General features: G+C 40.4%; 25 protein-coding genes. 18 read left to right on the top strand and 7 right to left on the bottom strand.

The window, feature by feature from the left end; genetic code table 11:
• The first annotated feature begins 66 nt into the window (after positions 1-66).
• From qseG to glnB, 4 genes are all read left to right on the top strand, one after another.
• Positions 67-822: a two-component system QseEF-associated lipoprotein QseG gene (gene qseG, locus ACIPUA_RS11110; protein WP_449059686.1), complete on the top strand. Its 756-nt coding sequence runs from the start codon at positions 67-69 to the stop codon at positions 820-822.
• The gene (gene glrR / locus ACIPUA_RS11105; RefSeq protein ID WP_042844663.1) at positions 809-2,149 is read left to right on the top strand and encodes a two-component system response regulator GlrR; all 1,341 of its coding nucleotides are present in this window, start codon (positions 809-811) and stop codon (positions 2,147-2,149) included. The genes qseG and glrR overlap by 14 nt, the downstream gene beginning before the upstream one ends.
• 88 nt (positions 2,150-2,237) lie before the next feature.
• Complete coding sequence (locus ACIPUA_RS11100) at positions 2,238-3,860, top strand: NAD+ synthase (protein ID WP_071548212.1); 1,623 nt, start codon at positions 2,238-2,240, stop codon at positions 3,858-3,860.
• Positions 3,861-3,872: 12 nt separating this feature from the next.
• Positions 3,873-4,211, top strand: coding sequence for a nitrogen regulatory protein P-II (gene glnB, locus ACIPUA_RS11095; protein ID WP_004912721.1), 339 nt, complete (start codon positions 3,873-3,875; stop codon positions 4,209-4,211).
• 194 nt (positions 4,212-4,405) lie between these two features.
• On the opposite strand, the gene hmpA is transcribed toward glnB, so the two are convergent.
• Positions 4,406-5,605, bottom strand: coding sequence for an NO-inducible flavohemoprotein (gene hmpA / locus ACIPUA_RS11090; RefSeq protein ID WP_449059667.1), 1,200 nt, complete (start codon positions 5,603-5,605; stop codon positions 4,406-4,408).
• A gap of 463 nt (positions 5,606-6,068) precedes the next feature.
• Between hmpA and glyA the strand changes: the two genes are divergently transcribed.
• Entirely contained in the window at positions 6,069-7,322 is a 1,254-nt protein-coding gene (gene glyA / locus ACIPUA_RS11085; RefSeq protein WP_105881182.1) for a serine hydroxymethyltransferase, read from the top strand.
• Between the two features lie 81 nt (positions 7,323-7,403).
• Entirely contained in the window at positions 7,404-8,555 is a 1,152-nt protein-coding gene (locus tag ACIPUA_RS11080; protein ID WP_449059666.1) for a 3-phenylpropionate MFS transporter, read from the top strand.
• 153 nt (positions 8,556-8,708) lie between these two features.
• Here the strand turns inward: ACIPUA_RS11080 and ACIPUA_RS11075 are convergent, their stop codons facing one another.
• The 5 genes from ACIPUA_RS11075 to ACIPUA_RS11055 form a co-directional block, all read right to left on the bottom strand.
• Positions 8,709-9,986 (bottom strand): TRAP transporter large permease, encoded by a 1,278-nt coding sequence (locus ACIPUA_RS11075; protein WP_042844653.1) that lies wholly within the window; start codon positions 9,984-9,986, stop codon positions 8,709-8,711.
• Complete coding sequence (locus ACIPUA_RS11070; protein ID WP_048607855.1) at positions 9,977-10,456, bottom strand: TRAP transporter small permease; 480 nt, start codon at positions 10,454-10,456, stop codon at positions 9,977-9,979. Before ACIPUA_RS11070 ends, ACIPUA_RS11075 begins: the two co-directional genes overlap by 10 nt.
• Before the next feature lie 76 nt (positions 10,457-10,532).
• The gene (locus ACIPUA_RS11065; RefSeq protein ID WP_071548209.1) at positions 10,533-11,537 is read right to left on the bottom strand and encodes a C4-dicarboxylate TRAP transporter substrate-binding protein; all 1,005 of its coding nucleotides are present in this window, start codon (positions 11,535-11,537) and stop codon (positions 10,533-10,535) included.
• 31 nt (positions 11,538-11,568) lie between these two features.
• On the bottom strand, positions 11,569-13,023 hold the full coding sequence (locus ACIPUA_RS11060) for a tagaturonate reductase (RefSeq protein WP_048607853.1): 1,455 nt from the start codon (positions 13,021-13,023) through the stop codon (positions 11,569-11,571).
• Positions 13,024-13,392: 369 nt separating this feature from the next.
• Positions 13,393-14,298: a GntR family transcriptional regulator gene (locus tag ACIPUA_RS11055; protein WP_042844651.1), complete on the bottom strand. Its 906-nt coding sequence runs from the start codon at positions 14,296-14,298 to the stop codon at positions 13,393-13,395.
• Positions 14,299-14,441: 143 nt separating this feature from the next.
• Between ACIPUA_RS11055 and ACIPUA_RS11050 the strand changes: the two genes are divergently transcribed.
• A complete protein-coding gene (locus ACIPUA_RS11050) occupies positions 14,442-15,458 on the top strand; it encodes a zinc-binding alcohol dehydrogenase family protein (protein WP_048607851.1) in 1,017 nt (338 codons plus the stop codon).
• Between the two features lie 90 nt (positions 15,459-15,548).
• On the opposite strand, the gene suhB is transcribed toward ACIPUA_RS11050, so the two are convergent.
• A complete protein-coding gene (gene suhB / locus ACIPUA_RS11045; RefSeq protein WP_042844648.1) occupies positions 15,549-16,352 on the bottom strand; it encodes an inositol-1-monophosphatase in 804 nt (267 codons plus the stop codon).
• Positions 16,353-16,475: 123 nt separating this feature from the next.
• Between suhB and trmJ the strand changes: the two genes are divergently transcribed.
• From trmJ to ACIPUA_RS10990, 11 genes are all read left to right on the top strand, one after another.
• Positions 16,476-17,207, top strand: coding sequence for a tRNA (cytosine(32)/uridine(32)-2'-O)-methyltransferase TrmJ (gene trmJ, locus ACIPUA_RS11040; protein ID WP_042844647.1), 732 nt, complete (start codon positions 16,476-16,478; stop codon positions 17,205-17,207).
• A gap of 119 nt (positions 17,208-17,326) precedes the next feature.
• The gene (iscR, locus tag ACIPUA_RS11035) at positions 17,327-17,824 is read left to right on the top strand and encodes a Fe-S cluster assembly transcriptional regulator IscR (protein ID WP_004264917.1); all 498 of its coding nucleotides are present in this window, start codon (positions 17,327-17,329) and stop codon (positions 17,822-17,824) included.
• Positions 17,825-17,946: 122 nt separating this feature from the next.
• On the top strand, positions 17,947-19,161 hold the full coding sequence (locus ACIPUA_RS11030) for an IscS subfamily cysteine desulfurase (protein WP_042844645.1): 1,215 nt from the start codon (positions 17,947-17,949) through the stop codon (positions 19,159-19,161).
• Between the two features lie 25 nt (positions 19,162-19,186).
• The gene (gene iscU / locus ACIPUA_RS11025) at positions 19,187-19,573 is read left to right on the top strand and encodes a Fe-S cluster assembly scaffold IscU (RefSeq protein ID WP_004264914.1); all 387 of its coding nucleotides are present in this window, start codon (positions 19,187-19,189) and stop codon (positions 19,571-19,573) included.
• A gap of 211 nt (positions 19,574-19,784) precedes the next feature.
• Positions 19,785-20,108 carry an iron-sulfur cluster assembly protein IscA gene (gene iscA / locus ACIPUA_RS11020; RefSeq protein WP_004264913.1) on the top strand — a complete coding sequence of 108 codons (324 nt, stop codon included), beginning with the start codon at positions 19,785-19,787 and terminating at the stop codon, positions 20,106-20,108.
• A gap of 80 nt (positions 20,109-20,188) precedes the next feature.
• Positions 20,189-20,710, top strand: a complete 522-nt coding sequence (gene hscB, locus ACIPUA_RS11015) for a co-chaperone HscB (protein WP_042844640.1) — start codon at positions 20,189-20,191, stop codon at positions 20,708-20,710.
• Positions 20,711-20,722: 12 nt separating this feature from the next.
• A complete protein-coding gene (gene hscA / locus ACIPUA_RS11010; protein WP_449059665.1) occupies positions 20,723-22,573 on the top strand; it encodes a Fe-S protein assembly chaperone HscA in 1,851 nt (616 codons plus the stop codon).
• Between the two features lie 2 nt (positions 22,574-22,575).
• Complete coding sequence (gene fdx, locus ACIPUA_RS11005; RefSeq protein ID WP_042844637.1) at positions 22,576-22,911, top strand: ISC system 2Fe-2S type ferredoxin; 336 nt, start codon at positions 22,576-22,578, stop codon at positions 22,909-22,911.
• A gap of 509 nt (positions 22,912-23,420) precedes the next feature.
• On the top strand, positions 23,421-23,621 hold the full coding sequence (gene iscX, locus ACIPUA_RS11000; RefSeq protein WP_449059664.1) for a Fe-S cluster assembly protein IscX: 201 nt from the start codon (positions 23,421-23,423) through the stop codon (positions 23,619-23,621).
• Between the two features lie 173 nt (positions 23,622-23,794).
• Positions 23,795-25,090: an aminopeptidase PepB gene (gene pepB, locus ACIPUA_RS10995; RefSeq protein WP_042844635.1), complete on the top strand. Its 1,296-nt coding sequence runs from the start codon at positions 23,795-23,797 to the stop codon at positions 25,088-25,090.
• A gap of 124 nt (positions 25,091-25,214) precedes the next feature.
• On the top strand, positions 25,215-25,667 hold the full coding sequence (locus tag ACIPUA_RS10990) for an enhanced serine sensitivity protein SseB C-terminal domain-containing protein (protein ID WP_042844633.1): 453 nt from the start codon (positions 25,215-25,217) through the stop codon (positions 25,665-25,667).
• The last annotated feature ends 167 nt before the right edge of the window (positions 25,668-25,834 follow it).

Raw genomic sequence — 25,834 nt, 5'->3', positions numbered from 1 at the left:
GAACTTTTAACCGTACTTTGTAATAAAGTCGCGTTTAATAAACAAAAGCAGGTGGTTAGTTACGTGATGAGACGTACAACTACACATATTGGGGTGGTTTTATTTGGCCTTTTTTTAACAGGTTGTGTTACGAACGATGGGCAATCCCCCCTTGAAACACTGTCACAAGTTGTTGTACCTGAAGTTAAAGTGACTGACTATCGCTATGCATCTTGTGAAACTATTTGGGATAATGACCAGCTAGCAGCTCGTGAAAACGCCTTGTTTTGGTTACGTATGATGGATTGTGCTGATAGGGTTGATATGACTCAGGCTCGAACTGATGCTAATCAAATAACGGTGACGGATTGGTCGACGGCATTTCAACAAAATATCTTATTAAATTCAGCAGACCCCAGCATTGCTGAAAGGCGAAAAATGCTTGATAGCATTAATACCTATAGTTTGAGTTTTCCAACAGGGGTACGCCCCTTATTGCAGCTATGGCGTGAACAACAAGTGCAAATTATTAACCTTTCTGATGCAGGTTCGCGTTATAAGCGTTTGCAGCAAGAAATGGACAGTAAACTCGACCGCCTAAAGGAAGACAATGCCAAGCTGGCTTTTGAATTGAACACGACTGCGCGAAAATTAGAAAACTTAACGGATATTGAACGCCAACTTTCTTCACGCAAAAAAAGTACTAATGAAACAGAAAAAGAAGTCGAGAATGCAGTAGAAGGGGAAAAACCTACATCTTCAGAGAGCCAGCAGCCAAGTAACACATCGGGCTCATCTGTAGAACAGCCTTCATCGGAGAATGAACCTAATGACAAACCGTAAATCGGCAAATTTACTGTTAGTGGATGACGACCCAAGTCTACTTAAACTACTCGGAATGCGTTTAAGTAGTGAAGGTTTTAAAGTCATTACGGCAGAAAGCGGGCCTGAAGCACTAAAAATATTACAAAAAGAAAAATTAGATTTAGTGATCAGCGATTTACGAATGGATGAAATGGATGGCATGGCGTTATTTGATGAAATTCAAAAAGCCCATCCGAATATGCCCGTTATTATATTAACGGCACACGGCTCTATTCCTGATGCTGTTGCGGCTACACAACGAGGGGTATTTAGTTTCTTAACTAAACCCGTTGATAAAGATGCACTATATAAAGCCATCGACGAAGCTCTTGCGCTTTCATCAACCCCAATAAGTGATGAGGAATGGAGCTCTGGTATTGTGACTCGCAGCCCTTTAATGATCCGTTTACTAGAGCAAGCCCATATGGTTGCTCAGTCAGATGTAAGCGTATTAATTAATGGGCAAAGTGGTACAGGTAAAGAAGTATTGGCTCAAGCAATCCATAAAGCAAGCCCTCGTGCTCGTAAGCCATTTATTGCGATTAACTGTGGCGCATTACCTGAGCAATTATTAGAGTCTGAACTTTTTGGCCATGCTAAAGGTGCATTTACAGGCGCGGTGAGTAATCGTGAGGGGTTATTTTTCGCTGCTAGTGGTGGGACCTTATTTTTGGATGAAATTGGTGATATGCCAATGCCATTGCAAGTCAAATTATTGCGAGTGTTGCAAGAGCGCAAAGTACGCCCCTTAGGAAGTAACCGTGATTTAGATATTGATGTACGAATTTTATCTGCCACTCATCGTGACTTACCGAAAGCGATGGAAAAAAATGAGTTTAGAGAAGACCTTTATTACCGCTTGAATGTAGTTAATCTACGTATTCCTGCATTGAATGAACGCTCTGAAGATATCCCATTATTAGCTAATCATTTATTACGTGAGTCAGCATCTCGCCATAAACCGTTTGTACGCAGTTTTTCCAGTGATGCGATGAAATGCCTTATTACCGCGAGTTGGCCAGGAAATGTGCGTCAGCTAGTCAACGTCATTGAACAATGTGTTGCACTCACCACGTCTCCTGTTATTAGTGAAGCGCTTGTCAGTCAGGCTCTGCAAGGGGAAAATACGGCCCTCCCGACTTTTGTTGAAGCGCGTAATCAGTTTGAACTAAATTACTTGCGTAAGTTATTACAAATGACGAAGGGGAATGTGACTCAAGCTGCTAGAATGGCAGGGAGAAATCGTACAGAATTTTATAAATTACTTGGTCGTCATGATTTAGAAGCCAATGATTTTAAAGAATAAATGAAAATTATTGACCGCATGAATTTTATCGAACAAATTATGTGCAATAGAGCAATCCATATTCATGCTTCGGGAGAAAAAACACCTTATGAGCCGTAAGCTTAACATTTCGCTAGCACAACTTAACTGGCTAGTCGGTGATATTGAAGGCAATTGTGAACGCATGCTGCAAGTTGTAAAAGAACAAGCAGGTCACACTGATATCGTTATGTTTTCAGAGTTATCACTGACTGGGTATCCTCCGGAGGATTTGATTTTCCGTGGTGATTTTGAAGACCGTTGCCTCGTACAACTTGAACGCCTACAAAAAGCCAGTTCTGCTACAGCAATTATCGTCGGTCACCCATGGTATGAAAACGATGAAATCTATAATGCGTTATCATTTTTTTACCAAGGCAAATTACACGCACGTTATTTTAAACAAGAACTGCCAAATTATGGTGTATTTGATGAGCCTCGTTATTTCACGGCTGATGAAAAAACCTGCGTAGTAGAATTTAAAGGTTATCGCATTGGGTTATTGATTTGTGAAGATATTTGGTATGACGAGCCAGTGGATGCCGTTAAAGGCGCCGGTGCTGAGTTATTACTCACGATAAATGCTTCACCTTATGATATTCACAAAGAACATATTCGTAGTGACTTGCTGGTCGATCATTGCCAACGTACTAATATGCCTATCGTCTATCTCAATCAAGTCGGTGGTCAAGATGAACTAGTATTCGATGGCGGTTCTAAGGTATTGGCGAATAAAGGTAAACAAGTATACCAGTTGGCTGAGTTTGAAGAACAAGTAGCGACAGTCCATTTTGAAGATTTGGTATTGGTGACTGATGGTGGGGCTCAAGAAGAAACGAACTCAGTGGCTCAAGTTTACCAAGCGTTGGTATTGGCAACACGTGATTACATCACTAAAAATGGCTTCAACGGTGCTATTTTAGGGTTGTCTGGGGGGATAGACTCAGGGCTGACTGTTGCTATTGCCGTAGATGCAATAGGTAAAGAGCATGTACAGGCAGTGATGATGCCTTTCCGCTATACTTCTGAAATGAGCATCCATGATGCCAAAGAACAAGCTGAGCTGCTCGGAGTTGAATTTGATATTGTTTCTATTGAGCCAATGTTTGATGCATTCATGGCACAATTAGCACCTATGTTTGAAGGTACAGCAGCTGATACAACAGAAGAAAACCTACAAGCACGTTGCCGAGCTGTTATTCTAATGGCAATGTCTAATAAACGCCGTCGTTTAGTGTTGACCACAAGTAACAAAAGTGAATCGGCCGTGGGCTATTCAACATTATATGGCGATATGGCTGGGGGATTTGATGTATTAAAAGATGTGCCTAAAACCCTCGTCTTTGAGTTAGCTAAATATCGTAATACAATATCGCCAGCTATCCCTCAACGTGTCATTGATAGGCCTCCTTCTGCGGAACTTGCTCCAGGCCAGTTAGACCAAGACAGCCTACCGCCTTATGACGTTTTGGATGCGATACTTGAAGGTTATGTCGAAAAAGATCTCTCCGTTAATGATTTAATTAAGTTAGGTTTTGATAAAGACATGGTGCGTAAAGTTGTACGCCTTGTTGATATTAACGAATATAAACGCCGTCAAGCTCCTATTGGGCCGCGTATTACCATGCGTAATTTTGGGAAAGATCGCCGTTATCCGATCACCTCAGGTTTTGGCCGTAAAAACTGGTCATAACAGGGACTATTTATGAAAAAAATTGATGCAATTATAAAGCCATTTAAACTTGATGATGTTCGTGAAGCTCTGGCTGAAGTAGGAATAACTGGGATGACTGTTACTGAAGTGAAAGGCTTTGGTCGCCAAAAAGGGCATACCGAGCTGTATCGCGGTGCAGAATATATGGTCGATTTCCTCCCTAAAGTAAAAATTGAAATTGTAGTTCCGGACGATATAGTCGAAAACTGCGTCGAAACCATTATGCAAACCGCGCAAACCGGTAAAATTGGTGATGGTAAAATCTTTGTTTATGACGTTGCCCGGGTGATCCGCATCCGTACGGGTGAACAGGACGAAGAAGCGATTTAAACATAGAAGGAAAAAGCGGTAACGGAAAATACACAGGAATGGGATTAAAACAGTGTATTTGTTAGATGAACCCGTTACCGCTAAATTGCGAGAAAACTAAGCCGCTTGAGCTTTAAAACGTGATTAAAGCAATTTTAATGCGTTAATGCATCTCAAGAAATGCTCTTCTCACGAGAAGAGCATTTTTTTATCAATTAGTTGAGTGGCAGAACCTTATGTGGGCCAAAACATTCATAGTGAATAGCATTGGCATCAACCCCCATTGAAACCAACTGTTTACCAACATGTTGCATAAAACCGACTGGGCCGCAGAAGTAAAACTGCATGTTTGGTTGCTCAATCCATTCACGAACTTGCTCTAAGTCCATTAAACCTTGGAATTGATAATCAAAGCCAGCCCGATCAGTTGTACGAGGTTGATTAAACCAAATGGTAGATTGCCCCGCTTTTTGTTTTGCCATCAGTTGTTGTATTTCATGGCTAAAAGCATGAACAGCCCCATTTTCAGCCGCATGTAACCAATTGACTTGTGCATCGTGCCCTTGTTCTGTGAGGTGGTTAAGCATACTCAACATCGGGGTTAAGCCTACACCCGCAGAAATCAACGTGACAGGGGTTTGGTTATCAACATCGATAAAGAAATCACCACAAGGAGGGGCCAATAATACGCTATCACCTTCATTTAATTGCTGGTGTAAGAAATTAGAAACAGCGCCTTGGTCTTCGCGTTTTACGGCGATACGATAGCTATGACCATTAGGTGCAGTAGTTAATGAATATTGGCGAATTTCTTGGTTTTCAAAATCATCACTATTTACATAGATTGTAATATATTGCCCTGCGCGGTAATTTGCGACGGGTTTGCCATCGACAGGGACAAATTCAAAACTGGTGATGACATCACTTTGTGGCTGTTTTTGTTTTAGTTTAAATTCCCGTAGGCCTTCCCATCCCCCCGTTTTATCTGAGTTTTCTTGGTAAATTGCGGCTTCACGACCAATGAAAATATCCGCTAATACACCATAAGCTCTTCCCCATGCATCAAGCACTTCTTGACCTGGGTTAAGTAATTCATCGATAGCTGCCAGTAAGTTTTCCCCAACAATTGGGTAGTGCTCCGGTTTGATATTTAAACTCACGTGTTTTTGTGCGATTTTTTCCACGGCAGAAACCAGTGCTTCAGGTGTTTCAATATGGACGGCATAAGCGCAAATAGCATTGAATAGGGCTTCGCGTTGGTCACCATTCATTTGGTGAGTCATATTGAAAATATCTTTTAGTTCAGGATGTTGTTTAAACATTCTGTCATAAAAATGGGCGGTAAGTTTGGGGCCTGTCTCAGCAATGGCAGGGATAGTTGATTTAACAATGGCAATGGTTTGGCTATCTAACATACAGGTGCTCCTGAATTATTTTCATGTTCCCTTAGTGTTCATCGCGATGATGTATTTTTCAGCTACTTGAAAATATATTGCATATTTTCATTTAGATAGCGTTATTTCACCGTAATAAACGTACTTTTATTTGAGAGACACAAAGTTTATTTATAAACATGTATTTTAAATACAACTTATAATATTTAAGGTAACAAGTAAATACTCAAACGTGGAAAATATGACTGAAATAAACACATAATGAGAAGGGGCTTGCAAATTCAGCGATCTCTGCGTCAAAAAATAAAATTTGGGCTATTTTATAGTGAAGCCTTAAGAAGCAAATGAAGTGAAAAAAATTAATGCAATCGTTTGCGTATATTTTTTCTTTAGGGCTATCTCAACAGAGAAAAAGAGTTTACACTGTGTGTTATTGCGATGAATCGATTTTCAACCTATTGAATTGCTGAGGCAGGAGAAGCGAATGTTAAAGCGTGAAATGAATATTGCAGACTATGATCCAAAACTATGGGAAGCAATGGAGCAAGAAGTACAACGTCAAGAAGAACACATTGAATTAATTGCTTCTGAAAACTATACCAGTCCACGAGTCATGCAGGCTCAAGGTTCTCAGCTAACCAATAAATATGCAGAAGGCTACCCAGGTAAACGCTATTACGGCGGTTGTGAGTACGTTGACGTCGTTGAGCAATTAGCGATTGACCGTGCAAAAGAATTATTTGGTGCTGATTACGCAAACGTACAGCCGCATTCTGGTTCACAAGCAAACGCTGCTGTTTACATGGCTTTATTACAACCGGGCGATACAGTGTTAGGTATGAACCTTGCACACGGTGGGCATTTGACGCATGGTTCGCCAGTTAATTTCTCGGGTAAGTTATATAATATCGTTCCTTATGGTATTGATGAGAGCGGTAAAATTGACTACGACGATATCAAAGCGCAAGCAGTAAAACATCAACCTAAAATGATTATCGGCGGTTTCTCTGCATATTCAGGTGTGGTTGATTGGGCTAAAATGCGTGAAATTGCAGATAGCATTGGTGCTTATCTGTTTGTTGATATGGCTCACGTTGCAGGTCTTATTGCAGCTGGTGTTTATCCAAACCCAGTTCCTCACGCTCATGTTGTCACAACAACGACCCATAAAACTTTAGCAGGCCCTCGCGGTGGTTTGATCCTTGCTAAAGGTGGCGACGAAGAGATGTACAAAAAAATCAACTCTGCGGTATTCCCAGGTTCTCAAGGTGGCCCTTTAATGCATGTGATTGCAGGTAAAGCGGTTGCGTTGAAAGAAGCTATGGAGCCAGAGTTCAAAGTTTACCAGCAGCAAGTGGCGAAAAATGCGAAAGCCATGGTCGACGTTTTCCAAAAACGTGGCTATAAAGTTGTGTCTGGTGGAACTGAAAACCACTTATTCTTAGTTGATTTAGTTGATAAAGGTATTACTGGTAAAGATGCTGATGCAGCTCTTGGCCGCGCTAATATCACTGTTAACAAAAACAGCGTACCAAACGACCCGAAAAGCCCATTCGTAACGTCTGGTGTACGTATTGGTTCTCCAGCAATTACACGTCGTGGTTTTAAAGAAGCGGAAGCAGGTGAGCTAGCTGGCTGGATGTGTGATATTCTAGACAACCTCAATGACGAAGCGACCATTGAAAGCGTGAAACAAAAAGTATTAACAATCTGCAAAAAATACCCAGTTTACGCATAATATAAACAATATTTAATTACCTAAACCCGCTTCTACATGTTTGTATGAGCGGGTTTTTTGCATTGAAAAAAGGGAGGGGTGATGGTCATTCCATCAACACGTTGGTTAGCTATTGACTATTTTACCTATTTTTTTGCGTATAGTATTTTTTTACCATTTTGGTCTGTGTGGCTACAGGGCGAGGGTATTGATGCAGAAATGATAGGGGTTTTACTCGGTGTCGGGCTAACAGCTCGCTTCCTAGGTGCAATGTTTATTACTCCTTCCGTTAAAGAGCCCTCAAAACTCATCATGGCACTACGACTGCTAGCAGGTCTCTCATTAATTTTCTCTGTTGGTTTTGCTTTTGGTTCCCATTGGGCATGGTTATTATTTGTGATGATAGGGTTTAACTTGTTCTTTGCACCAATGGTTCCATTAGGGGATTCGTTGGCTGGCACTTGGCAAAAACAATTTTCATTCGATTATGGCAAAATCCGTGTTTGGGGCTCTATCGCATTTATTATCGGCTCATCTTTAATGGGCTATTTGGCGGGAGTCTGGGGTCATCAGTCCATTATGGTTGCTTTGATTATAAGTTGCTTAGCATTATTGCTAGGGTCAATGTTAAAACCCGCTATCATGCCGATTGGAGCTGCCAAAGTAGAGGGCGATGATAAGCTTTCCTTTAAGCAATTAATTGCAGATAAGAACATCGTGAAGTTTTTAGTTTGCGTAACGCTGCTGCAAGGTGCACATGCAGCTTATTATGGGTTTGCGTCCCTATTTTGGAAAGAAGCGGGCTATTCAGATTTAGTAATAGGTAATTTGTGGTCACTGGGTGTTGTCGCAGAAGTGATAGTTTTTATGTTGAGCCACCGTTTATTTAGGCGTTGGAGTGCTCGTAATCTATTACTCTTATCTGCATTTTGTGGGGTGATTCGCTGGGGCTTAATGGGGGCATTTACCAGTTTACCAGTATTAATCATTATACAAATACTGCACAGTGGTACCTTTACGGTTTGCCATTTAGCCGCGATGCGTTTTATTAGTGCGCGTAAAGAAAATGAAATCATTCCGTTACAAGGGGTGTATTCTGCGCTAGCCACCGGTGGTGGGTTAGCTGTGCTTACCATTATTGTTGGTTATATTTATGAGCGCGTTCCAGCCCATCATGGTGTGGTTTTCTATTTAATGGCTCTTCTTGCTATTCCTGCCATATTTATTCGACCCAAAATTGTTGCTCAGCCGTAATGGTGAATTGTTACGAGGGAGTCTGTTGTCAAGTAGTGAAGTGAATATGCGTATTCTTGCTGCATTTCATTTATATTAATTTAAATAAAAACACTTAGTTAAAATGGGCAAGTAGCTTTCTGAGCTACTTGCCATCTAAAGTTAGTATTATTTTTATAAGCTTGGTAAGAATGTTGTAAATACAGGCATAAATGTCACTAGTAATAAAACAACAATTAATGCGAAGAATAACGGTAATACTTCACGAATAAAGTCAGCAATACGCACACCTGTGATAGACGTCGCGACAAACATCACTGTTCCCATTGGTGGCGTTAAACAACCAATAGCCAAATTCAATATCATCACAATACCAAAGTGGATTGGGTCGATACCGAGTAATTTCACCGTTGGCATTAATAGAGGAACGAGCACAATAATCGCGGCATTACCTTCAATGAACATGCCTAGAATTAACAGAACCGCATTGACTATCATTAAAAATACATAAGGATTGTCAGAAAAATTGGTCATCATTCGCGCGACATCTTGTGCCACTTGCTCATTCGTCAATACCCATGCTAATGCGGAACATGTCATGATGATTAGCATAATACTCGCGGTTGAACGAGCTGTTTCGAGAAACGAAGCGGCGATATCTTTTAACTTCATTTCGCGATAAAAGAAGGTACCAATAACGATGACATAAAGTACAGCAATTGCACCAGCTTCTGTTGGGGTAAAAATACCAAACCTAATTCCACCAATGATCACAAGAACCAACAAGAAAGCTGACATTGCGCCTTTACCGGTTTGGTATACCTCTGACCAAGTCGGTCCTTTTTCTCTTGCTGGTTTATAGCCACGTCTCTTGGCAATCAAATAAATAGTAACCATTAAGGCAAGGCAGCACATAAGGCCAGGAATAATTGCAGCCATAAACATTTTGCCAATGGAAACGTCAGCAACAAACCCATAAATAATAAGGGCTATCCCAGGGGGAATAATTGGGGTTATGAGTGAACCAGCGGCTGTCACAGCAGCAGAAAAACTCCTTCCATAGCCTAATTTCGTCATTTCAGGCACTAGCATTTTAGACAGCATTGCACAGTCTGCAAGGTTAGATGCTGATAGCCCACCCATCATGGTGCTTAACAATACGTTTGATTGAGCAAGACCTCCAGGGTAGTGGCCGGATAAAGTGCCAGTGAATTTTAGCATTCGACTGGTTATTCCAGTGTAATTTAATAAATTTCCTAATAAAATAAAAAAAGGAATAGCTAGTAAGGTTACGTTTTCCCCTGCACCAATAATTCTCTGTACGGCGATTAATGGAGAAATATCACCAACAGAAAAGAAATAAGTGAGTAAAGCGATTAATACACTTAAGAATATAGGGACGTTAATTAAAAAACAGAAAATTAATACAATACAGGCGATAACTACTGACATGGTTTATCCCCTTTAATTAATTTGCTCATATCTTCCAACAAATGTTGAATTGAAAATAACACCATGATGGATGCACCAATAGGAACAGAGAGGTCGATGTAATAATAAGAAACACCAATAATTGGGGTTATCTTATCTTCTGCAATAATAGACAGTTCGTATCCAAGGTAACCGAAAATTGATAAAGCAATGATAGCCATAATATGGGTGAATACTGCGATAACTAACTGTATTTTTTCAGGAAATAAAGAGGTGATGGCATCAATACTGACATGCATTCTTTTACCTGCGGCCGAAGCGGCACCGATCATGACAAGCCAGATGTAGCAAATAATTAAAACTTCTTCACTCCACATTAAAGGGTCATTAAGAAGCCAACGCATGAACACAGCAAGAATAGTGATCATCACAATCGCTGCGACGGCGAGTGATGATACAATATCACTTAATTTCCCCAGAAATTTAAACATAGAAGATCCTTGCAAGAATAATAGCTAACCTTATTATTGTGAAAAGACTGGCGGAATATACCGCCAATCATGATGGTTAATTATTAATAATATCTTGTGTTTGCTGGTATAAATTTGCAGACCACTCTGGGAATTCATTATAGAATGGCTTAGATTTTTCTTTGAAAAGCTCACGGTCAACTTCAACGACGGTAACCCCTTCATTCTTCATTTTTTCAATAATTTCTTTTTCTTCTTTTAGAACTAATTCAGTTAAATATTGGCCTGCTTCATTTCCTGATTCAACCAAAGCTTGTTGAATATTTTCAGGTAATTTACTGTAGGTTTTGCTTCCCATGACTAAGTTAGTGACGTTTTCTACATGGCCCGTTAGGATAAGAAATTTCGCTGCTTCATGGTGTTTTTGGCCATATAAAACAGGAATTGGGTTTTCTGCACCGTCAATAATTTTAAGGTTAAGTGCGGTATAAACTTCAGCTAAAGGTAATGGTGTTGGAGTTGCTCCCATCGCTTCTAAGCCTTTAATTTGGATCTTATTATTTGGTACACGGATTTTTAAACCTTTTAAGTCATCCGGCGTTTTTATCATTTTATTCGCGAGAATATGACGTGACCCATATAACCAATCTTTAGATACAACATGCAGGCCTTTTTTATCCAACTGCTGTTCTAAATTGCCATACCAAGGTGAAGCATTTAATTTAAAAATATCCTGATAGGAAAGGCCTAAATAAGGACCAAACATAATGCCGTAGTCAGGGACATAGTCAGAGAAGAAAGCGCCATCAGCGAGAGTAATTAATGGGCTACCTAATTTCATTTGTTCTATGACATCTTTCTTAGAACCTAATTGTGAACTTGGGTAAGGGATTAATTCACCTTCACCATTTGTTTTTTCATTGAATTTTTTTGCCCATTCATGGATTGCTAAGTCAAAAGGTTCGCCTGGATTATTTTCGTAGGCAACTTTTAATTTATATTTAGCATCAGCAAAAGCTGAACCAGCCATACTGCCCATTAAAATCATAGTGCTGAGTGTTAAGCTAAGAATTTTCTTCCCGTTCAATGTGCTCAGTTTCATAAAAGTATCTCCTGTAGGGGGATTTATTGTTTTAAATAGTTTTTTTATATCTTTCACGTAAAGTGGATTCAGTGCCATTATGCAGAATAGCATTTATTTTTTGGCAAACATCTTCCTGTAATTGTGGAATTTCATTGAGATTTAAGCCCCATAAATCAGACATTGCTAAGACATTTTGGGTTAACTGCCTTGTATCCGAATCATAGAGGCTATCCCATTCTTTAAAACGTTTGAGCAAATAATCATCATCATTCAATGGTATTGATAATTGATTAAACTGCCCGCGATAAAAAACAATCAATGCCGCGAGTGAAAATGCAATGCAATAAGGGATTTGATTGTATTGGTTAGAATAAGAGATTAATTGAGGTAATAGCCGAGTTTTAAACTTGGTTAATGAATTAAGAGCGATAGAGAGTAATTCATGCTCTATAAATGGGTTGTTAAAACGGTCGATAACTGCGGATGCGAAAGCATTTAACTCCGTAGGGTCTTGAGATAACACAGGGATCACTTCGTTACCGATTAAATCCTTAGTGAAGGATAATAAAATGGGGTTAGATGTGGCCTCACGTACAGTTTTAATTCCTGCTAAATAAGCGACAGGTACCATTGAGGTATGTGCGCCATTCAAGATAGCGACTTTACGCTCTTTGTAAGGTTTAATGTCATCGACAATCTTTATGTTTAATGGCAATTCATTTAATTTCAGTTTTTTCTCTAATTCTTTTGGTCCTTGAATAACAAATAGATAAAAATATTCAGCGGTAACTAAAAACTTATCTTTATAACCTAACTCTTTTTCTAATTTACCGATTTCATTTTTAGGATAACCTGTCACTATTCTATCAACTAACGTAGAGCAAAAGGTATTGTGGTTATTCAGCCACATGATGAAATCATTAGGTAGATTCCAGTCCTCTGCGTGTTTATTGATAAATTCTTTTAATTTTTCACCATTATAATCGATTAATTCACAAGGGATGATTATCAATCCTTTGCTTTTATCACCATTGAAATGCTGATAACGGTGGAAAAGAAATTGAGTCAATTTTGCAGGAAAACTACTTGCAGGCCTATCGTCCAAGCAAACATCTTGTTTATAAACAATACCCGCTTCGGTCGTATTGGAAAAAACCCACTGTAAGTCTGGGTTTTCCGCACAACTTAAAAATTTATCATATTCAGAATAAATAAGAATTTCGCGATTAACGGAATTGATGATCCTGACATTTGAAACACTTTGTTGTTGTTCGTTGATTCCCCTGGTGATGGCGGTATATAAACCATCTTGCTCATTGATTGACGGGTGTGTTGAATCAATCGGCCTGACAATTGTTATGCCGCTATTAAAGTCTGTTTTTTCATTCAGTTGATCAACCATCCAGTCAATAAATGCCCGTAAAAAGTTACCTTCCCCAAACTGAAGAATTTTTTCTGGGTACTGCTTATTAGCCATTGATTGCCGATTCAGGTAATTATCCATGACTATTCCTCGAGTTATTATGTGTATTATTCATCTGGTGTGGGTTCAGACTAGAAGTATTTTTTTTTACGGACTATTAATTGCATCAATTTTGTGGGGTCAATGGCTTTTTGGTGTTTTTAATGTGTTTTTTATCAATTAAAAACATGGTTTTTATCTTTGTTAAAATGGTGATTATTATTATTTTTTATATAATTATATGATAATTAAGAAATATATTATTTTTTTGGGTAAGTGAGGATGATTGGTTTTTTATGATTCTATTGTTTTTTTAGTGAAAAATTCAGGTTAAACGTGGAGGAGGGAATAATAATAGTAAGTCATAGGGCGCTCAATTAGTTTTTAATCAAGCGCTTGGATTGAATAGGGTTATTCATATGTCTGTTGTATCGAATTGATCATAGTCCGTTTAGCAGTATCTAAATGGTGACGAAGTTCATTCATCGCGACAATATCATTACGGCTAATTAAAGCACTTAAAATAGTCATGTGTTCTTCGATAGCAAGGACGTTTCTTTCTTTTAAGTCTGACTCATCCCACTGGTATTGGAAGTGGAATATAACAGTAATAATTTCAAGTGATTGGTTAAAAAAGGGATTGTTGGCTCCCGATAAAATAAGGCTATGTAATTCATAGTCTAACTGGGAAAAATCACGATAATTAATCGTGACTGTTTCGCGCAATGCCCTATGTTTAAGTAATAATTCTTTGGCTAAAATCCAACGGTGGTCATCCGCGGGTAAATTTAAAAAATGCGTAAGTGCATTTGTTTCAAGCAACTCCCTAAATTCAAAGAGTTTCTCTGCATATTCGCGAGAAAATTTCATCATGTGCCAGTTGCCTCTATGGGTATTTTTAATTAACCCATATCGAGAAAATTCAACCAAAAATTCCCTAACCACACTGGAGTTAACATGGCTTTTCTTGGCGAGTTGTAACTCTGTAAAAGTATCCCCAGGCATCAGTTCTTTGCGTTTAATCATTTGGTAAAACGCTTTTTCGAATAACACAATTTGCTGATCTGGCAGGCTTGATTCAACTGGGAAGAAATCAGTTTTGTTTGGGTATCGAATAACGTGATATTCATTACCTTGTTTTTCAACAATTTTTTTCTCTAGTAAATATTCAATCGTGTGCCTGACAGTTGTACGACTGATATTAAACATTTCCGCTAAGGAAGATTGAGAAGGAAAAGGCGAAGTTAACAAATTTTTATGAATAGCATCTAAAAATTCATTAATAGAAGCGTAGCGCAAATTTTTACTTCTCACCATTTTGAGGTCCCTCTAATTGATTTTTATTCTTAAAAAACCGATTTAAAACCGATTTTAAAACATTTAATCACAAAACCTGCTTGTTTAATATCTAGATTATGTTTTTTAAATTAAAAAAGACAGATAAATTGATGGAGGATGATATGAAGCAATTGATTTGTCAGGAACCTAAAAAGCTAGTCTATCAGCAAGTTGAAGAGCCAGTGGTCAAAGCCGGTCAGGTAAAAATTAAAATCCATGCTATTGGAATTTGTGGCACAGATATTCATGCATGGGGAGGAAATCAACCTTTTTTCCAATATCCTCGCGTATTAGGGCATGAGATTTCGGGGACCATTTGTGAAGTCGCTTCTGATGTAACTCAGTGGAAAGTAGGGCAACGTGTTGCGGTAATGCCTTATGTTGCTTGCTACGAATGTGGAGCTTGTAAAAGTGGTAAAACGAATTGCTGCGAAAAAATCTCAGTTATAGGTGTACATGAAGATGGGGGGTTTTGTGAGTATTTAAATGTCCCAGAGAATAATGTATTGGCAATCGCCGATACTGTTAGTGATATTGATGGGGCGTTAATTGAGCCATTTTCTATTAGTGCTCACGCGGTAAGGCGTGCGCAAGTGAAATCTCAAGATACGGTTTTGGTCGTGGGCGCAGGGCCAATTGGTTTAGGTGTTGCTGCTATTGCTAAAGCAGATGGTGCTAACGTGTTAGTTGCAGATACCAGTGCAGCAAGGCGCCAGCACGTAGAAAAGGTGCTGGGAGTCACAACCTGTGACCCAGCGGATGAAATGTATTTATCTGTCATTGAAGAAAATTTCCAAGGGCAGTTAGCGGAAAAAGTCATTGATGCGACGGGGAACCCGCATGCGATGAATAGCGCCGTTAATTTAATTCGCCACGGTGGGATAGTGGTATTTGTTGGCTTGTTTAAAGGCAATTTATCTTTTTCAGATCCCGATTTTCATAAGAAAGAAACCACAATGATGGGAAGCCGTAATGCAACGCTTGAAGATTTCAATAAAGTAGCGAAGTTGATGTCGGAAGGTAAGCTAACAAGTGAGATGATGTTAACTCATCAATTTGATTTTAATACCATTGGTGAGCGCTATGAGAAAGATGTTATTAATAATCGTGAGTTAATTAAAGGGGTTATTTTATTTTAAGTCACATTCGTTAAATTACATGCAAAAAAATGCCCACTTAAGACAGCTTGAACTGTAACTTGTTGTGGGCTTTTTTCGAACGGGGGGTAATTAGCGTTTAAGGGCTTCTGATAATTCGTCTTTCATAACGGATAATATATCTTTAACCACTCGTGGGCTACCAGCAACCAAGTTACCTGAAGCTAAATAGTTATGGCCACCGACAAAATCAGTCACAATACCGCCTGCTTCACGCATGATCAGCTTGCCACCTAAGAAATCCCAAGGTTTTAAACCAATTTCGAAGAATGCATCAACACGGCCTGATGCGACATAGCATAAATCTAACGCTGCGGAGCCTGTGCGGCGAAAATCAGCACATTTATCAAACATAGCCGTCATAATTTTCATATAGGCAGGAGCATGTTGCTTTTGTTTGAAAGGGAAGCCAGTTGCGACAATAGCTCCGTCAAGGCCACGTTTTTCATCGATACGAATGCGGTAACCATTAAGTTGCGCGCCTTGACCACGAACTGCGCTGAACAGTTCATTACGCATTGGGTCATAAACAACGGCAACCTCAGTACGGCCTTTAACGCGCACAGCGATAGAAACAGAAAAATGGGGAAGGCGTTTTGTGAAGTTAGTCGTGCCATCCAGTGGATCGATTACCCATTGAATATCGTTATCTTTACCTAATAACTCACCGCTTTCTTCAGTGATAATAGTATGATCAGGATATGACTTACGGATGATTTCAATAATCAACTGCTCAGATTCTTGATCAACGTTAGTGACAAAATCGTTAGCGCCTTTTTGAGTCACTTTGATATTACTAGGCATTTCATAGTTTTTAGCTATGTGATTACCGGCCTTACGTGCGGCACGTATGGCGATGTTAAGCATCGGATGCATGGGCTTTTTCCACTGGAATGTTAAAGAACGAAAAACAAGAGAGCCGAATTATATAGATGTTCGTCACAATAAGCAATTTTGTGTTAAACTGTGCCGATAATTTTTTCATTAAACGTATAAACCATGTTAGATAATATCCGTATTGTTCTTGTTGAGACCTCACACACTGGTAATATGGGCTCGACTGCCCGTGCAATGAAAACCATGGGGCTTTCAAATCTTTATCTTGTTAATCCTCTTGTTGAGCCTGATTCACACTCAATCGCACTTTCCGCAGGGGCAAGTGATGTTATCGGTAATGCCACGATCGTCAAAACGCTCGATGAAGCCTTAGAAGGGTGTAAATTAGTCATTGGTACTAGTGCTCGCTCTCGTACATTGTCGTGGCCCATGGTTGAGCCTCGTGAGTGTGGTGTAAAATCAGTAAACCAATCAAAAGAGTCGCCAGTGGCGATTGTTTTTGGTCGTGAACGTGTTGGCTTGACTAACGAAGAGTTACAAAAATGCCAATATCACTTATATATTCCCACCAATCCTGAATATGGGTCATTAAATTTAGCGATGGCTGTTCAGTTGGTGAGTTATGAAATTCGTATGGCTTATCTGGCTATGGATGAAAAAAATGCGGTAATATCGCCGGATGATGAGGTAGAATACCCGCCATCAGAAGATGTTGAGCGTTTTTATGTCCATCTTGAGAGTGTTCTACATGAGTCAGGTTTTATTCGTAAGGCACATCCAGGCTTAATTATGAATAAATTACGTCGCTTGTTCACCCGTGCGCACATTGAAACTCAAGAGTTACATATCTTAAGGGGTATCCTAACGTCGATGGAAAAATGGGCGAAAAAGTGAGGCTAAACTCGTGGTAAAAGTAGGTGAATAATACTTGAGTAAAATAGTCAGGTAAATAGTTGACTAAATTAGTCAGGAATGTCACAATCTTGCTATAATTTACCACGGAGTAATATGTTATGAGACTCACTTCCAAAGGGCGTTACGCGGTAACAGCGATGTTAGATGTCGCGTTACATTCTCAGTCAGGTCCAGTACCTTTAGCTGATATCTCTGAACGTCAGGGAATTTCCCTCTCTTATCTTGAGCAACTTTTCTCTCGTTTACGCAAAAACGAGCTAGTTTCCAGCGTCCGCGGTCCGGGTGGTGGTTATTTGCTTGGCAGAGACGCAGACCAAATTTTTGTTGCTGAAGTCATTGCTGCGGTTGATGAATCTGTTGACGCGACTCGTTGTCAAGGTAATAAAGAAGGTTGCCAAAATGGTGACCGCTGCTTAACCCACGCATTGTGGCGTGACTTAAGCGATAGAATCACAAGTTTCCTTAGCAGCATTAGTCTTGACGAATTGGTTAAAAACCAAGAAGTCATGGTTGTTGCTGATAGACAAGATAATGAACAGCGTAAAACCATGCCAAATGGAATAACACCTGAATCTATTATCAATGTACGTGCTTAAAAAATATATTAAAAATTGCAGTCGGTACATTTTGGTGAGGTTTTAGACGAAGAGCTAGCACCCGCTATTTGTACCTTTAAAAATTAAAGGCAAGCTATATTGACCTTTGGAGTATGTGAGCAATGAAATTACCAATTTATCTTGACTATTCAGCAACAACACCCGTCGATCCACGTGTTGCTGAAAAAATGATGCAATGTTTAACAATGGATGGGAACTTCGGTAATCCAGCATCCCGTTCTCACCGTTTTGGCTGGCAAGCCGAGGAAGCGGTTGATATTGCTCGTAACCAAATAGCTGAATTAGTGGGTGCTGACCCACGTGAAATCGTCTTTACATCAGGTGCAACAGAGTCTGATAACTTAGCGATTAAAGGCGCTGCCAATTTCTATAAAAAGAAAGGTAATCACATTATTACGTGTAAAACGGAACACAAAGCCGTTTTAGACACTTGCCGTCAATTAGAACGCGAAGGTTTTGAAGTGACTTATTTGTCACCACAAAGCAACGGTTTAATTGCCATGCAAGATCTCAAAGATGCTATCCGTGAAGACACAATTTTAATTTCAATTATGCATGTTAATAATGAAATTGGTGTTATTCAGGATATCGAAGCAATCGGTGAATTATGCCGTAGCAAAGGGATTATCTTCCACGTTGATGCGACTCAAAGTGTAGGTAAATTACCTATCGACTTGAACGCATTAAAAGTCGATTTAATGTCATTCTCTGCTCACAAACTGTATGGCCCAATGGGCATCGGTGCACTATACGTTCGTCGTAAACCGCGTGTGCGTCTTGAGGCACAACAACACGGTGGCGGTCATGAGCGTGGTATGCGTTCTGGTACATTAGCGGTTCACCAAATTGTCGGTATGGGCGAAGCGTATCGTATTGCAAAAGAAGAGATGGCATCTGAGTCCGAGCGTTTACGCGGGTTACGCTTACGTTTATGGAATGGCATTAAAGATATCGAAGAAGTTTACCTCAACGGTGATTTAGAACACGGTGCGCCGCACATTCTGAACGTCAGCTTCAACTATGTTGAAGGTGAATCACTGATGATGTCCTTGAAAGATTTGGCTGTTTCTTCAGGTTCTGCATGTACATCTGCAAGCCTAGAACCTTCTTATGTACTACGTGCTTTAGGGATGAATGATGAGCTAGCACACAGCTCAATCCGTTTCTCTTTAGGTCGTTTCACGACAGAAGAAGAAATTGACTATGCAATCAAAATGATTCATGGCGCAATTGGCCACTTACGCGAGCTGTCTCCTTTATGGGAAATGTTTAAAGACGGCGTAGATCTTAACAGCATCGAATGGTCTCACCATTAATCAGACGGTTTCAGGAGTATAAAAAATGGCTTACAGTGAAAAAGTTATCGATCATTATGAAAATCCACGCAACGTTGGTTCGTTTGACAACAGCGACCCAAGCGTAGGCAGTGGTATGGTAGGTGCACCTGCCTGTGGTGATGTCATGAAATTACAGATTAAAGTAAATGATGACGGCATTATTGAAGATGCACGCTTTAAAACGTATGGTTGCGGTTCAGCTATTGCTTCAAGTTCATTGGTTACAGAGTGGATGAAAGGCAAAAGCTTGGATGAAGCTGAGTCAATCAAAAATACAGCAATCGCAGAAGAGTTAGAATTACCGCCAGTGAAAATTCACTGCTCAATTCTAGCTGAAGATGCCATTAAAGCTGCTATTGCTGATTACAAAAGCAAACGCCAAAGCAAATAGGTATAAATGTTAGTGTATAGGGCAACCAATATTAATAAATAACAAAAGTTATCGTCCTATATCTGACAGATTATCCGTAATCATTTGGGGTGAATATCGCTGAGGGAAGTTAACACTCATCAGCTCAATGATGACGGATATAAAATAATTTGAAGGCGGATGCGACTAATCGGTAGCATCTGCCTTATTTGTTTCTAAAGTGAGGTTTGCAATGTCTATTTCTCTTACAGAAAGTGCGGCGCAGCGAATTCAATCTTTCCTACAAAACCGAGGGAAAGGTGAAGGCTTGCGTTTAGGTGTAAGAACTTCTGGTTGTTCAGGAATGGCTTATGTCCTTGAGTTTGCTGATATAATCAATGAAGAAGACACGGTTTTTGAAGACAAAGGTGTTAAAGTTATCGTCGATGGTAAAAGCATTGTTTATCTTGATGGTACCGAGCTGGATTTTGTAAAAGAAGGCTTAAACGAAGGGTTTAAATTTAATAACCCTAACGTCAACAGTGAATGCGGATGCGGTGAAAGTTTTCACGTATAATTCCTTCATATAAGCATGATTTTCGACCGATGTTGCTAATACTGGCGGCATTGGTTACCGGTTCGAGAAACTGAGCACTTATGGATTATTTTACTCTTTTCGGGTTAACTCCCGTTTACGCTATTGATAGCGAACAGCTAACGCAGCGCTTTCAAGATTTACAGCGTCAATACCATCCTGACCGTTTTGCAACTTGTTCCGAACAGGAAAAGATGCAAGCACTTCAAAAGGCTGCAACGATTAATGCGGCTTATCAAGCCCTTCGTCACCCGCTTAAGCGCGCGGAATATATGCTTTCATTGCATGGTTTCGATATTAATAATGAACAACATACCATGCATGACACTGCATTTTTGATGGAGCAGCTTGAATTACGTGAAGAATTAGACAATATCGAAAATAATGCTGATGCACTTGAACTACTGAGCACGTTTATGAAAAACGTCAAGCAAATGCAACAAACAAGAAGTGTGTTGATGGTAACCGAACTGGATGCCATGCAGTGGGAAAAAGCCGCTGATACCGTACGTAAATTGCGTTTTCTCGATAAGCTACAGCAACAGGCTGAGCAACTCGAAGAACGGTTACTAGGCGAATTTTAAGAGAAAACGACTATGGCTTTATTACAAATCAGTGAACCGGGAATGACTGCTGCTCCACACCAACGTAAATTAGCAGCGGGGATTGACCTAGGAACCACTCACTCTTTAATTGCAACGGTACGAAGTGGTGAAGCCGCCGCATTACCTGACAACCAAGGGCGTTTTTTATTGCCTTCTATTGTGAATTATCAAGCAAATAGCAAACAAGTTGGTTGGGAAGCTAAACAACTAGCTGAGCAGGACCCGGTGAATACGGTTATTTCAGTAAAACGTATGATGGGGCGGTCATTAGCAGATATTCAAAAACGCTATCCTGATTTACCTTATCAATTGAGTGCCAGTGAAAATGGTTTACCATTTATTCAAACTGCTGCGGGCCAAGTTGACCCAATCCAAGTTTCTGCTGATATTTTAAAAACACTCGCTAAACGCGCACAAGAAACTCTCGGTGGTGAAATGGATGGCGTCGTGATCACCGTTCCTGCCTATTTCGATGATGCACAGCGTCAAGGTACCAAAGATGCCGCACGTTTTGCTGGTTTACATGTGCTACGTTTACTCAATGAGCCGACGGCTGCGGCGATTGCTTATGGGTTAGACTCTGGGCAAGAAGGGGTAATAGCGGTTTATGACCTCGGCGGTGGTACATTTGATGTGTCTATCTTGCGCTTAAGTCGTGGTGTGTTTGAAGTATTAGCGACTGGCGGTGATACAGCGCTCGGCGGTGATGATTTTGACCAACTTCTTGCCGAGTGGATTGCCAATCAAGCTGGCGTTTCACTGCAAGGTGATCATCATTTAAATCGTCAATTATTGAATATTGCGACCAAAACAAAAATTGCGTTGAGTGATGCAAATACTGCGACCATTGATGTCGCTAATTGGCATGGTGAAATTCACCGTGAGCAATTTAATGCATTGATTGAAAATCATGTTAAACGGACATTGTTAGCCTGCCGTCGAGCATTGAAAGATGCGGGAGTTGAGGCAGAAGAAGTGTTGAATGTGGTGATGGTCGGGGGCTCAACGCGTGTGCCATTAGTTCGCCAGAAAGTGGGTGATTTTTTTGGAAAAGAACCACTGACCTCAATCGACCCTGACAAGGTTGTGGCCATTGGCGCGGCTATCCAAGCCGATATTCTAGTTGGGAATAAGCCTGACAGTGATATGTTATTGCTAGATGTTATTCCCCTGTCCCTTGGTTTAGAAACCATGGGGGGGCTTGTAGAGAAAGTGATTCCGCGCAATACCACTATCCCAGTCGCTCGTGCCCAAGAATTTACTACATTTAAAGATGGCCAAACGGCAATGAGCGTGCACGTAGTACAAGGTGAGCGTGAAATGGTTGCCGATTGCCGTTCATTAGCGCGTTTTACCTTGCGTGATATCCCGGCAATGGCTGCGGGGGGCGCACATATTCGGGTAACTTTCCAAGTTGACGCGGATGGGTTATTAAGTGTCAGTGCGATGGAAAAATCCACGGGTGTAGAAGCTTCTATTCAAGTTAAGCCATCTTATGGGTTAACGGATAATGAAATTTCAAGCATGATTAAAGATTCAATGTCAAACGCGCAAGATGATCTTAATGCGCGCCGCTTAGCGGAGCAAAAAGTTGAAGCGGCAAGAGTGCTTGAAAGTTTAACGAGTGCATTAGCGCAAGATGCCAATTTACTGACGCCAACAGAAGAGTCGGAAATTGATAATGCAGTCAATGAGTTAATTAAAGCGGTCGAGGGGACTGACCCGGCCGTAATTGAAAATGCCATTAAACAACTGGATAAGCAATCGCAGGATTTTGCTGCGCGTCGTATGGATAGCTCTATACGCCAAGCGCTGTCAGGCCATTCTGTGGATGAGATATAATTATGCCTAAAATAGTTTTTTTACCTCATAGTGATTTATGCCCAGACGGTGCGGTTGTTGAAGCACAAGAAGGCGAGTCTATTTTAAATGTTGCATTACGCAGTGGTATCGAACTCGAACATGCCTGTGAGAAATCCTGTGCTTGTACGACTTGCCATTGCATTGTTCGTGAAGGTTTTGATTCATTGGAAGAAAGCAGTGAGTTAGAAGACGATATGCTAGATAAAGCATGGGGCTTAGAACCTGAGAGCCGACTGAGTTGTCAGGCGCTGGTGACTGATGAAGATTTAGTGGTCGAGATCCCAAAATATACGATCAACCACGCCCGTGAACACTAATGCTCGTCATATTTCGCGCTGTCGCGGTGTTGGCTTCTTTCAAGTATTCGGGTCACATACTTGTGTATGCTCCCCGAGATACTTTCAATTGCCGCCTAGCGACAACGCGAACTATTTAGAGCATTGAACTATTTGTTATATTTCGCGCTGTCACGGTATTGGCTTCTTTCAAGTATTCGGGTCACATACTTGTGTATGCTCCTCGAGATACTTTCAATTGCCGCCTAGCGACAACGCGAAATATTTAGAGCATTGAACTATTTGTTATATTTCGCACTGTCACGGTATTGGCTTTTTTCAAGTATTCGGGTCACATACTTGTGTATGCTCCCCGAGATACTTTCAATTGCCGCCTAGCGACAACGCGAACTATTTAGAGCATTGGACTATTTGTTAATATTTCATGCTGTCGCGGTATTGATGCTTTCAATCACAGGTAGCAGAGCGAGCGAATTATTTTGCACATTGAAGTGTAGATGAAAGCTTGATAATCAAATTAGTGAGGGAGTATGAGCTTAAAATGGTCAAATAGCCGTGAAATCGGTGAAGCATTATATGATGCATTTCCTGACGTTGATCCGAAAACCGTGCGCTTTACGGATATGCACCAGTGGATTTGCGACTTAGAAGAGTTTGATGATGGCCCGCAAAAATCGAATGAGAAAATTTTAGAAGCGATCTTGTTAGTTTGGCTGGATGAATTCGAATAAGTGGTTTTTTCATCTAAAAACCGAGTGGCTATTAAGAATAGTGCTCGGTTTTTTTATTTTGCATCAGCACTATAATGATATCCCTAGTATTATTTATCAGTTAAGGTAACAGCAAGTGCGGGCAATCTATTGGGCTTTTGCTGTCCGCAAAAATAGACAAAGTGAGAAAAACGATGACAAAACAAATTATGCCAGTAATGATTTCTTGTGAGCCAGCAGCACCATGTTGGGGTGAAGGCGCATTGTTAAGCTCTAGCGATAACGGCATGACAATCCACCTGAAACACGCTGGGAAATTATGTGCTGTGCAAAGTGCTGGCCGTAAATTAGATGGGCAAGGTATTCGCAATGTTGCCTTAACCGGTGAGGGCTGGGACTTAGAAAAAAGTTGGGCATTTTGGCAAGGTTTTCGTGCACCGAAAGGGGCTAGAACTATTGAATGGCCTGTGTTACCAGAAGAAGACCGTAAAGAATTAGAAAATCGTATTCGTACTGTTGATTGGGTACGTGACGTCATTAATGCTCCGGCTGAAGAATTAGGGCCAGAGCAATTAGCAAAACGCGCTATTGACCTACTTTGCACCGTGGGCGCTCAAGATATTAGCTATCGCATTATCAAAGGTGATGACTTATTAGCTCAAGGTTATACGGGTATTCATACTGTTGGCCGTGGCTCAAGTCGCCCACCAGTATTCTTAGCTTTAGATTACAACCCAGGTGCAAACCCTAACGCGCCAGTTTTTGCAGCTCTAGTTGGTAAGGGTATTACCTTCGATTCGGGGGGCTATAGTATCAAGCCATCTGCTTCGATGAACTCAATGAAAGCGGACATGGGCGGGGCTGCCACTTTAGCAGGTTCATTGGCTCTAGCGATTTCACGCGGTTTGCAAAAACGTGTGAAAATGTTCCTGTGTATTGCAGATAACATGGTGAGTGGCAACGCATTTAAGTTAGGCGATATTATCCGTTACCGTAATGGCAAATCCGTAGAAATCATGAATACAGATGCTGAAGGGCGTTTAGTGTTAGCTGATGGCTTAATTGATGCGAGCAAAGAAAACCCGACACTGATTATTGATGCAGCAACCTTAACTGGTGCAGCAAAAATGGCAGTAGGTGGGGATTACCATTCAGTTTTAAGTTTCGATGACAAGTTAGTCGCTGATTTAATGAGTGCTTCAAATGAGGAATTTGAATTATTTTGGCGTTTACCATTAGCTGAATTTCATCGTCAGCAGCTACCGTCAGGTTTTGCTGATCTCAACAATATTGCTGCGCCATCTCATACTGCTGGGGCAAGTACAGCAGCGGCATTTTTATCCCATTTTGTTGAAAACTATCGCCAAAACTGGGTACATATTGATTGCTCGGCAACTTACCGTAAGTCTCCTGTTAGTTTATGGGCAGAAGGCGCAACAGGTATTGGTGTGAGAACACTGGCAAACTTGTTAATCAGTAAATCAAAATAACCCCCACGGGTTGACAATGGGCACGAGAAGAATACTTTTCGTGCCTATTTTTTACCTAAGCGATTTTTACCTCAATGAAAGTGCGAGTATAATCAGCAATTATTTTTAATAGCAGGGGATGGCAATGTCGCAGCAATCGAATAATAACAGTTCTATCCAAGAAACTGAGATCCAATATACTGAGTTAACCGTACCAAAAGGCTCATCACTTAAGCTAAGTGCTTTAGAAGAACAGCCACAGGCAATTGTCGATGCACTATCTGAGTTTTTTAAACAACACAAAGTCGTAAGACGTGGGTTTATAGTATCGGCAGTTGAGGATGAAGCTAGCGAAGAAAACCCAATTTTGTTGGTTGCATTGGAATTTACCGCGGGTGCTGAAAATATTGATGCAATTATTCATGATGCTGGGACATTAGCGTGTGATTTCTTAGCAGATAACGAATCGATTGATTTTTGTATCGTTAATGAACATGAAAAAGGGGTTAGTCATTTTATTACGCAGCATGTCCAGCCATTTTATCAACGCCGTTTAGGCAGTTTTCTACGAGATACTATCCCTGTCAAAAATACCTGATAAATAATATCTGAGTGGGAAAGTAGTTTTTTCTCACTCATAAATAAAAAATAGTCTTGAATAAACTTTTTTCTGCTTTCTATTGATAAACATTCCACATTCTTACGGTATTTTTTCCTAATGGTTTTTTCCGTTTTGTCTGATAGGTGTTTTTATAACACTCTGTT

It is taken from the genome of Providencia sp. AGC89 (assembly GCF_053543535.1).
The sequence above is the reverse complement of the archived record's forward strand: the minus strand, read 5'-3'. Positions and strand labels throughout refer to the sequence as shown.